Genomic DNA, 10924 nt, shown 5'->3' on the forward strand with positions numbered 1-10924 from the left:
ATTTTAAACCATCCTAATCTTCCTTCAGTCTTGTCTTATGGTACTTTGGCTGCTTAAAAACTGTCCGGAGTATTGTAATAAAAAAGTACCCAACTGTTATCTAAAAACTTTGCTTTTTTGCTGAGAAAATAATTAGGTGTTGACTCGCTGACTCCAAATTGGACTCTTAACATTTGAAATGTGGGAAGATGCTGTAACTATAGGCTTGGTAAGGAGAATCAGATCGGCAATCTCTAGTTTAGGTGGGCGACCACCTCCGCTTTTGATGATGCGAATTTTTGAATTATGTTAATTTTTTGTCTGCTGGTTATGCCGATTCTCAGCCTGAGTAATTAGTTTTAGGAGTTGGTCATAGTCTAGACCCAATAGCCTCAGGGTTTCTGAGGGATGTTTTTCTATGTCTTCCCGAAGTTGACTGATGACAGTTAAGGTAAAATTATCAGATAATATTGAAGCGATCGTACTCCTAGTTTATTTGTTGGAAATGTCTAATAGGGAAAGCGCAGATGCAACGCAGAAGCCTTTCAACATAGGAGAGCGAATGCCTGCAATTCAAATCTAATGACTTGTGACTGATGACTAAAAGGACACAACAATGTTGTGTCCATACAGAATTTTAACAAATCTTGCTTTGAGACAATCCTTAGTCATCAGTTATTAATCAACTAATAACTAATGACTAACAACTAATCAGTTGTACTAACGTGGTCGATTCTCTCTAATTGCCAGAGAATTTGGTTGCCCTCGCGCCGCACGCGAGAAACTACCCAATTTCGCCAAACCCAGTTGTCTCCGCGACTGGTGACAGCGCTGGCATTTACATCCATCAAATCAGCCAGTTCTGAACTGGTAATCAAGTAGCCTTTCGTCGCAACCTCGTCGGCGATGTGCAACGTTTCGATCAGATTGCGGAGTTCCTGAACCCTCACCTCGCGGGGCAAGTTCTCCAGGGTATCGGCAGTTGAATCCATCATGGTAGAGTTGGAGCTCGGAAGGTCAGAAGTTATGACATAGGATTCTATCGTTTTGTTACCAGTTGCATCCGTTTCTTCCGAAACAATTGTGTTTTCCGAACCTAGGGGCGGTGTCGCCGCGCCGGCAAAAGTGCCCGCCTGAGTCTCGCCTGCGGTTGGTTTCTGCTGTTGCAGTTCGGGAGTGAGATTGTGCGAGAAGCTGCGGGCGATTTCATCGCATCTGTCGTTGTAGAAGTCGCCGGAGTGGCCGCGGACGTGTTCCCACTTGATTTGTCGGGAATTTAGCTTGTCTAGCAGGTGCCAGAGGTCTTGGTTGACAACATCTTTGCCCGTTGAGGTTTTCCAGCCTTTATTTTTCCAGCCTTGAATCCATTTGGTGATGCCGTTTTTAACGTATTCGCTGTCGGTGTAAACGGTGACTGCTTCGGTTTGACCGGAATTGACAAAAAATTCGAGGGCAGCGACTGCAGCCTGCATTTCCATGCGGTTGTTGGTGGTTTGAGGGTCTGCACCTCCGAGTTCGTGACAGTTACCGTCGGCGAAGCAAACTACTGCACCCCAGCCGCCCGGGCCTGGGTTGCCCGAACAAGCGCCGTCTGTGTACAAGCTTTTGATTTTGGGAATTGTCATGAGCGAATTAATGTGTCATTTAGAGGTAAGTTCTTTGCAAGTGCGATAATTAAGGCAATTGAGATAGTTTTACTTGCTGCTATGAAAAACGCCAACTTAAAGATTAAAAAGGTCGGGCTATTTATTTGTCCTTTTTCTTTGTTAATTTTTAATACTTTCGCGCAAGCACAGCCTATAGTCCCTGCTGCTGACGGTACTGGTACTGCTGTCACCCGCAGCGGCAACCGCTACGATATCAACGGCGGCAGTTTGTCGGGAGACGGGGCGAATCTTTTTCACAGTTTTGGGCAGTTCGGCTTGAATGAAGGTCAAATTGCTAATTTTCTGACTAATTCGGCTATTCAAAATATATTAGCTCGAATTGCTGGCGGGGACGCTTCGCTAATTAACGGTTTAATTACTGTCACGGGCGGCAATTCTAATCTGTTTCTAATTAATCCTGCGGGGATTGTGTTTGGCCCGAACGCGAGTTTGAATGTGCCGGCGGCTTTTACTGCAACTACTGCTACTGGTGTCGGTTTTGGTTCTAATTGGTTTAATGCTGCGGGTACAAATAATTTTAGCGCTTTGGTTGGTACGCCAAACGGTTTTTATTTTGGTGCGGGGGTACCGGGAAGTATTGTTAATGCTGGCAATTTAGCTGTGACTCCGGGGCAAAATTTGGCTTTGCTGGGCGGTACGGTTGTTAGTACCGGGCAGTTGTCGGCCCCGGGCGGGCAAATTACTGTTGCTGCGGTTCCGGGATCTCAGGTTTTGCGCATTAGCCAACCGGGGCATTTGTTGAGTTTGGAAATAGCAACAGGCGGGAATTTTGGGAATTCTCAACAGATTTTAAATCCTGTTTCTTTGCCGCAGTTGCTGACAGGTACGGGGCAAAATCAGGTGGCGGGTGTTGCGGTTGCGGATGACGGTTCTGTGCGGCTTGTGGGTTCTGGTTTGCCCGTGAATTCTGGGGATGTGGCGATTTCTACTAATATTTCTGGGCTTCCGCAGTTGAATGCGGGAAGTGCGAATTTATGGGCTGCGGGAAATCTCACGTTAGCGGGCGCTAGGCTGCAAACTACGGGGGATTTGAGTTTGCTGGGTCGGGATGCGGTGCAGGTTAGAGACAGCGCCCAGAATCCTTTTTTGGCGCGGGCTGGCGGTAATTTAGACATTCGGGGTGATCGCACTATTGATATTCTCACTCAAAATGCGATCGGCGGCTTGTCTCTTCCCGCGCAATTCCAAAGCGGCGGGAATTTGAGTTTAGTTAGCAATGGCGTTATTTCGGGGGATTCTCACTTTGTTTCGGGGGGCAATTTTTCGGTGCGGAATCTCTCGGGAATGCCGGGAAACTTTGTCAGTTTATTCGATCCGATTATCAGTTCGGAAGGAGATGTTTTCTTTGGAGATTATACCGGAGTTTCGCTGAAAGTCGAGGCGAAGGGGAGCATTGTTGCCGAGGATATTACAATTACCGGCCCCGATATTGCCTTGGGTAGGGAAAATGTAAGTGGCGATCCGGATATTGCTATTTTAACAAGCAGTCCGGCTTTAATTCTGCGGGCTGGAGTGGAAAATCTGGCCAATCCTGCTAATCCTGGTACTGACGGTTTAGGTGAAGATGCAATATTTATAGATTCATTATTATCGAGCAATTTGATTTCGGTTGACAATATTTCTGCAGGCGGGCCGGTGATTTTGTCAGCGCTGGGAAATATCGTAACTAGAGATATTAACGGCGGTCGAATTAATCTGGAAAGCAGGGAAGGGGCAGTGATAGTGGGGGGCAGATTGATATCGAGTTCGACTATTAATATTGAAGCTCTCAACAATATTATCTTGACAAATGACATTTCTCGTGATGATATCAACGGCAGTATTAGTCTGAATACTTTTGGGGGCAATATAGAAACGAGGTCGATCGATACTGGGACTTCCGGGGCGATCGAACTCAGAGCTTTTGGCAATGTCAATTTTGGGACTTTGCAGGGATCTCAAGTTGATATTACCAGTAACTCTGGGGGTCTGGGAGTTTTGACTGATGCCAATACAATTTCCCCCAATACTACACCTGTCAATATTACAGCAAGCGAGAATATCAATTTGACAGCTTTTAGAGACTTAACGGTAGGCAATCTCACCGCTGCGACTGTCAGTGCTAGCAGCAGCAACGGGAGTATTAATACGGGTGCGATCGCTACTACCGGAGATGTCAGAATTTTAGCAGGACAGCAAATCAGCACAGGGGCAATAACTGTTAATCCTGTGGCCACAAATCCCGCTAATCCCTTCATTCCTACAGTAAATCTGAATGCACAAACTAATATTAGCGTTGATTCCATTAATGCTCCGGCGGCTACCATTGCTTTGAGAGCAGCCAGCAACTTAAATGCAGGGAGTTTGCTGGGAGGAGCAGTGGAACTCAAGAGCGCTGAGGGAAATATTGCGATCGGCAATACTACATCTCTAGGGAATATTAATGTTATAGCTTCTGACAATGTAATTTCAGGGAATTTGCTAGGAACAAAAGTTAATGTAAATAGCGATTTGGGAACTATTGATATTGGAAATGCCACAGCAACGGAAAATACTGTTAATATGACAGCTTCGGGCAATATAAATTCAGGAAATTTGCTGGGAGTTGGAGTTAATGTAACTAGCAATTCGGGAATTATTAATATTGGCAATACTGACGCCACAACAGGAAATGCCAATTTGACAGCTTCGGGCAATGTAAATTCAGGAGATTTGCGGGGAGTTGGAGTTAATGTAACTAGCAATTTGGGAAGTATTGATATTGGCAATACTGACGCCACCACAGGAAATGCCAATTTGACAGCTTCGGGCAATGTAAATTCAGGAGATTTGCAGGGAGTTGCAGTTGATGCCACTAGCAGCAGGGGAACTGTCAGCACTGGCAATATAAGTGCTTCTGAAAGAGTCGGAATTTTAGCGGGAAACCAAATCGCAATTGGGCGAATAAATGTTAATCCTGTTGTTAGGGTCGATCGCACTTCTACAGTCACTCTTAACGCTCCAAATAATATCAGTGTCGCATCGATCAATGCTCCGGGCGGTAATGTTGAGATCGCAACTCCGGGTTTAGTTCGAGTGACTGGTACTTTTGACCAAAACGGCACTCCTGTTAGCATCTCGACTCTTGGCGACACTCAACCCGGTACAGTTACGATCCGCCACGGCGGGGGCGATGTGAATCCGCCGACGGCTTTTTCGGTGGGAGATGCGACGACTAACGGTACTGCTGGGGCGATCGCCAGCAATGCTTTGGGTACGATTACTCAGGGGCAATCTTTCATAAATTCTTACACTCAAGGCAATAGTGCGATCGTTACTACCAATCAACCAACGTTCAACGATCCAATAAATCCAATTGATCCCATAAATCCAACTGATCCAATTAATCCCATAAATCCAATTGATCCAATTGATCCAATTAATCCCATAAATCCAATTGATCCAATTAATCCAACTAATCCTAATAACCCAAATTTGCCGCCAATTTCACCAAGGGATAGATCGCGATTTGATAGAGGGCGATCCTTGTTTTTTGATCCCAACCAACCCTTTAGTCGCGAACAGCGGCAGAACCAAAACAGAATATCGCGAGATATAGGAAAACCGAGAGACAGGATGCCGCCCGAAAGAATGCTATTTCCCAGAGAACTGAGAAATTTCATCAATTCAAATATCAGAGATTCTGTTATTCAGTCAGCATTTCGCGGCGACATCGGCAGGAATTTGGAGGTAGGGAAAATATCGGAAGCTTTGTCTCTGCTGGACAAATCTTTCAGCCAAGAATTCCAGGAATATTTCGGCATCAACATCAGCGACGAGTTGGTATCCCCAGAGGAAATTCAAAAAAAGTTAGCATCCGTGGGGAAAGAAACTGGCACGAAACCCAGCTTAATTTATCTGTTCTCGCAACCGGAAAAATTAAATTTAATGCTAATAACTTCTTGCGGTGAAGTGGTTCACAAAAGCGTACCAGCCGCGAACCGGCAAGAACTGCTGAAAGTTGTAAATGAGTTCAGGGGTGAGATTACCAAACCGGGGGTGCGGGGTACCACGAGTTATCTACCATCTGCCCAACAGCTTTATAAGTGGATGATTGCGCCTTTAGAGGACAGTTTGAAAAGCTGCGAAACGGATACTATTTCCTTTGTTGTCGATCGGGGTTTGAGAGGTATGCCCTTTGCTGCTTTGCACGACGGACAGCAATTTTTGGTAGAAAAGTACAATCTCAGCCTGATGCCCAGCATTAATTTAACAGATAGTCGCTACGTCGATATCAGAAATTCTCAAGTTTTAGCAATGGGTGCGTCGCAATTTTCCGAGTTGAATCCTTTGCCTGCTGTTCCTGCTGAAATAGCGGCTATTTCCAGAGAGTGGCCGGGAGTTAGTTTTCTGAATGAGGGTTTCACTTTGGATAATTTGAAGCGATCGCATGAAAGCCGGCCTTTTGGAATTATTCACTTAGCTACTCATGGCGAATTTCGACCGGGAGCGCCGAATAATTCTTTTATTCAGTTATGGGATAGTCGATTGCGACTCGATCAATTGCGGGATTTGAGATTGAATGATCCGCAGGTGAATTTATTAGTTTTAAGTGCTTGTCGGACTGCGGTGGGAGATGCACAGGCGGAGTTGGGTTTTGGGGGGTTGGCGCTGCAAGCCGGGGTGCAAACGGCTTTGGGGAGTTTGTGGTACGTTTCAGATGAAGGTACTTTGGCATTGATGAGTGAGTTTTACCAGCAGTTGAAGACGGCGCGAATTAAGGGGGCGGCGCTGCGACAAGCGCAAATTGCGATGTTGCGGGGAGATGTGCGTTTGGAGGGCGGCAGATTGCGGGGTTTGAGCCGGGGTGAGGGGGTGGAGTTGCCGACTTCGCTGCAAGGGTTTGCCGATTTAAAGTTGTCGCATCCTTATTATTGGTCAGCTTTTGTGATGATTGGAAGTCCTTGGTGATTCCAAGGGACTCGGCGGTTGAAACCGATCCTATACAAACGAAGTCCGCCTCTGCGGACTAATGGCTACTTTTTGCGCCTAGTCCAACACCAAACGATCGCACCTGCGAAGATACCGATCGCACAACTCAGAAAAAAGGAAAATATAAACGGATGCAATACTGCTGTTAAGGGTGCGGTAGCGGGATGGTTTTTGAGAGTCTCGAAGAGTTTGTCTGTGCCGCTAGATGCTGCGATGCCGCCTGTTGCTAAACCGACGCCGATCGCCCCAATTTTTCTTTCTAGGCGATCGTCTCGCTTTTTCTCTGCTTGCTCGCTTTTGCAGAGTTCGATTTGGTTCTCGCGATCGATCCGCGCTTGTTCTATTTCTACTAGGCCTCGAATTGAGGCGATCTTTGTTAGTGCGATTTCTAAGCCTTGTTTGTGAGTCTACAATCTTCTCCATTCCCCCTACTGCTTATTAAAGGGGCTATGGGGGATCGAATTATTACAAATGCGAGTAAAGTTTCCAGCATTCTCGCGCAATTTCCCAATCCTCCTGCGTATGAATTACCAAAACTCTCGCCGCTGAATCCACTGCCGCAATATCTTCATCAACTGGCGAGTGTTGATTCTTTTCCCCATCCAATTTTAACCCGATAAATCCAAAAGCTTCGCAAGCCGCACCCCGCACCACAGGCGAATTTTCCCCAACTCCCGCCGTAAAAATCAAAGCATCCAACCCTCCCAAACTCGCCAGCATCGCCCCAATTCCGGCGCGCAAACGGTGAATGTAAATATCCAAAGCAAGTTGAGCTCTTTCATTACCTTGGGCGATCGCATCTCCAATCTGCCGCATATCGCTAGATACCCCAGAAATCCCTTTTAAACCAGAATTACGATTGAGAATATTATCTAATTTTTCAGAAGTTAAATCCGATCGCCTTAACAAATGAATTATAATCCCAGGATCGATCGAACCCGATCGACTTCCCATCATCAAACCTTCCACAGGCGTAAATCCCATCGTCGTGTCAACACTCGCGCCCCCGCGAATCGCCGCCAGAGAACATCCGTTGCCCAAATGACAGCTAATCAGCCGCAAATCTGTCAAATCGCGGTTCAGAATTTGAGCAGCCCTGCGAGCGCAATATTGATGGCTAATGCCGTGAAAACCGTAGCGGCGAATCCCGTTTTCGAGCCATTCGTAGGGGCCGGGATAAACAAACGCAGCGGGCGGCAATTGCGCGTGAAAAGCTGTATCAAATACTGCTATTTGCGGCACATTTGGGAGGATTTTTTCAAGGGCTTCGATGCCTTCGAGGTTGGCGGGATTGTGTACGGGGGCAAACAGAGATAAACGAGCGATCGCCTCTTTAACATCCGGCGAAATTAACGTACTTTGCTGATTGTCTTGTCCGCCATGTACGACGCGGTGGCCGACAATATCAATCTCCTTTAAATCATTAATGGTTTGAGTTTTTCCCCGCCAAAGAGTCTCCAGCATTCGAGAAATAGCAGCTTTGCGAGAGTCTGAGGTAAACTCCTCTTCAAGCCGATCGCCCTTTGCTGTTTTGACTTTCAACTCTGCTATACCCTGCTGGTGAGTCCAGTCTATTTGAGCCTCCCAGAGGGGTTGCAAAGGTCGATCGGGCAGGACATCGTTTAACTCGTAAAGACAGCTCTTTTGACTGCTAGAACCCGCATTTAACACCAGTATTTTCATGCTTTATTATGTCCTGTTGATTCATTCTTTCGATCGCTAGGCGATAGAAATCGCGTTTTGTCAAACTTTCGTCCCAGCAGAGGGGGACTAAAAAATCTTGAGATCCTGGGAAAATTATTAAGAAAAATGTCGAAAAATTAACTGTTAATGCAATCTGTAGCTAACAGTTGCATTTTTTTGATATATCTTCTGTGCAGATTTTCATTTACTAAAGTTTAAGGAGCCGACGATCGATGTTTACACCAATTTTACTTGCCACTGTCGCCAGAACCGTAGAGTGGAGCCCCGAGATCGGTTTAATTATGATTATTTGCAATATTGCAGCCATTGCTTTCGGCAAATCAACCATCAAAAATCCTCACACAGGCCCAGCCGCGCCCTCATCGAATCTGTTCGGCGGCTTGAGCTTGGGTGCACTTGTGGGAAGTCTCTGCTTCGGTCATATTTTGGGAACGGGTACGATTTTAGGATTGTCTTACCTCGGTGCGATTTAGTTTCAGACTCTAGGGTGCGCAGTACGCGCACCTTACCCGCAATTTCAAGTACCGGGTAAATTGCGGAGGGTTTCATCCATGTACGATCGATCGCCCAAAACCTCCAGCAGCGGCCCGCGAACATCAAACTTGACAATACTCACAGAAGCTGCTAAAGCGGCAATGCGATAGCGATAACGTCCCAAATCAATCCCCAACAAACTGCACAGAATAATTCTAATAGTCGCTTTGTGCGACACAACCAAAACATTACCGCTCTTGTACTTTTCCTCAATTTCTGCGATAACTAAGGACGATCGGCTAGCAATTTCCACGGAAGTCTCGCCGCCATTCGGTGCATTCCAAGCAGGTTCAGTCAGCCAATTAATATAATCTTCTTCGTAGTCTTTTTTGACCGCTTCTACTGTTTTGCCTTCCCACTCACCGTAATTAATTTCCCTCAGTCCGTCGCGAAGCTGCATTTCAATTCCCACAGCATCGCACAAAGGTTTTGCAGTAGCAATAGTTCGTTTCATCGGACTGACATAAACAGCATTCCAAGGCAATTTTGCGTAAGTGGCGGCAAACTGTTCTGCCATTTGAGTACCTACGGGCGTTAATTCTGGGTCGATATGGCCGCAGAAACTGCCAGTCTTGCTGTAAGTCGTTTCACCGTGTCGTACAAAGTAGATTTTTAAGCTCATGAGTTAATTGTGTGTGAATTTTACTATGTTAGCAAAAGAGTTTAAAAAACTCCTTCAAATCATCGAGTGCAGGATTATTCCAATCCCAAATATCTTTTTTCTGTTCCATAACATAATCAAACCCAGACATACTGCATTTCCTTCCAGCTTGTTTCTCTTCCTTATCTGAGCAAGTATCATACCTGAGATAGATGCTCACCCAGAATTTATCAAAACCTTTCTGGTTAATTTGCTTTCCCTGGCTTTCTATGCAAGTTTTCCAGCTATTCAAACAATCAGCATGAGGAGATTCTCTAGCCTTTATTGCCTTTAAAAGCGTTTCCAGTTCGCCTTTACCTTCAGCATTTGTAAAGTAACAAGCCAATTTTGCATTGGTTCCATTATCTGCACAAATATCGATAAATTGTTTAGTGCTTAACAAAGTTTCAGATTCAAACACCTCTTTTATACATTTATTTACCAATTCCAGCCGCTCTGGCTCGGAATAGTTGTCAATATCAAGAATTATCCCAATTTTTTCTATATCTCTTTTTTGCAGGTCGGCTTCTAAAGCTTTTAAAGTAGTGATTAACTTTGTTTCGCTAAAACTTTTTTAAATGAAATATATTTTTAATCTCGGCACTTTTTCCTGGTGCTAAGCTAGCTTAATTTTGGGTTAATTCGCCTTGCAGTTTGCTTTTTTTATTATGGCGTTTCCACTTTGTCAAACTATTAGCAATTCCCTAAGTTAACAAGCCTGCACCTAAGCTCAGAAAGATAATTAACATGAAGGTAGCAAAGGCGCTCAAACTGAATGGTTCATTAATGTTTATTACTCCCGGTTTCTCCTCGATCCAGTATGGGGCGCTAGCTGCTACTACTCCGGCTACACCTATTCCTGAACCTACTACGGCTATGGTAGTTTGCAGGTTGCGATCGATCTCTGTTTGTTCGATTTCTACTATTCCTCGGATAGAGGCGATCGCGCGATAGAATAATTTTTGACCCGGTTCTAAATATCTTAAATCCGCTTTAATTTGACGCTGGTATTTATTCGCTCGGCTTGACATCTGTTTGAAAAAATCTCGTTCGTCTTCTGGAAGTTTTGCTAGCTCATTAATAGTTATAACAGGCGCACTGACAAATAAAAGTTCCGGCGATCTACTGATAAAAAAATCACCACGGCCGTTTAATCCCTTACTGGCATCTACACTAAAATCGATTCCAGAAAACCAGCTAATTTGATAATGTAACTGTTTTCTGAGTTCCACCAGAATCGGAGCGATAATTAATTCCGATCGCGCTTTTTCTGTATTGCTGCCAAGTGCTAAAGCGATATTATCGCGCAGGGTTTCTTGCAGGAAAGCGCTGGGTGCTAATTCTGGAACTGCAAAGATATCAGAACGCTCGGAAGGGAGCATCCCGGTTTTGCAAAAGCCTCAAATAGCCAAGAGGTCATTGAGGTAAGCACAACGAAGTTTTAGCATTT

Annotated in this window: 9 protein-coding genes; 4 read left to right on the forward strand and 5 right to left on the reverse strand. The window is 45.2% G+C overall.

Going from position 1 to position 10924, the window contains the following annotated elements; genetic code table 11:
• Positions 1 to 418: 418 nt before the first annotated feature.
• Entirely contained in the window at positions 419 to 562 is a 144-nt protein-coding gene (locus QUA54_RS32640; RefSeq protein WP_333418996.1) for a hypothetical protein, read from the forward strand.
• 124 nt (positions 563 to 686) lie between these two features.
• On the opposite strand, the gene rnhA is transcribed toward QUA54_RS32640, so the two are convergent.
• Positions 687 to 1604 carry a ribonuclease HI gene (gene rnhA, locus QUA54_RS32645; RefSeq protein WP_333418998.1) on the reverse strand — a complete coding sequence of 306 codons (918 nt, stop codon included), beginning with the start codon at positions 1602 to 1604 and terminating at the stop codon, positions 687 to 689.
• A gap of 81 nt (positions 1605 to 1685) precedes the next feature.
• On the opposite strand from rnhA, the gene QUA54_RS32650 reads away from it, so the two are divergent.
• Both QUA54_RS32650 and QUA54_RS32655 read left to right on the forward strand, forming a co-directional pair.
• Positions 1686 to 6575: a CHAT domain-containing protein gene (locus QUA54_RS32650; protein WP_333419000.1), complete on the forward strand. Its 4890-nt coding sequence runs from the start codon at positions 1686 to 1688 to the stop codon at positions 6573 to 6575.
• 18 nt (positions 6576 to 6593) lie between these two features.
• Positions 6594 to 7001 (forward strand): hypothetical protein, encoded by a 408-nt coding sequence (locus tag QUA54_RS32655; protein WP_333419002.1) that lies wholly within the window; start codon positions 6594 to 6596, stop codon positions 6999 to 7001.
• A 60-nt stretch (positions 7002 to 7061) separates the two neighbouring features.
• Here QUA54_RS32655 and QUA54_RS32660 read toward each other — a convergent pair whose 3' ends face one another.
• Complete coding sequence (locus QUA54_RS32660) at positions 7062 to 8279, reverse strand: acetate kinase (protein ID WP_333419003.1); 1218 nt, start codon at positions 8277 to 8279, stop codon at positions 7062 to 7064.
• Positions 8280 to 8512: 233 nt separating this feature from the next.
• On the opposite strand from QUA54_RS32660, the gene psaK reads away from it, so the two are divergent.
• Positions 8513 to 8773, forward strand: a complete 261-nt coding sequence (gene psaK, locus QUA54_RS32665; protein ID WP_333203217.1) for a photosystem I reaction center subunit PsaK — start codon at positions 8513 to 8515, stop codon at positions 8771 to 8773.
• A gap of 44 nt (positions 8774 to 8817) precedes the next feature.
• On the opposite strand, the gene QUA54_RS32670 is transcribed toward psaK, so the two are convergent.
• From QUA54_RS32670 to QUA54_RS32680, 3 genes are all read right to left on the reverse strand, one after another.
• On the reverse strand, positions 8818 to 9456 hold the full coding sequence (locus QUA54_RS32670; RefSeq protein ID WP_333419005.1) for a histidine phosphatase family protein: 639 nt from the start codon (positions 9454 to 9456) through the stop codon (positions 8818 to 8820).
• Positions 9457 to 9484: 28 nt separating this feature from the next.
• A complete protein-coding gene (locus QUA54_RS32675) occupies positions 9485 to 10024 on the reverse strand; it encodes a DUF3226 domain-containing protein (RefSeq protein WP_333419009.1) in 540 nt (179 codons plus the stop codon).
• A gap of 154 nt (positions 10025 to 10178) precedes the next feature.
• Entirely contained in the window at positions 10179 to 10856 is a 678-nt protein-coding gene (locus QUA54_RS32680) for a hypothetical protein (RefSeq protein ID WP_333419007.1), read from the reverse strand.
• Positions 10857 to 10924 lie beyond the last annotated feature (68 nt).

Source organism: Microcoleus sp. MOSTC5, assembly GCF_036701825.1.
GTDB classification, from domain to species: domain Bacteria; phylum Cyanobacteriota; class Cyanobacteriia; order Cyanobacteriales; family Microcoleaceae; genus Microcoleus; species Microcoleus asticus.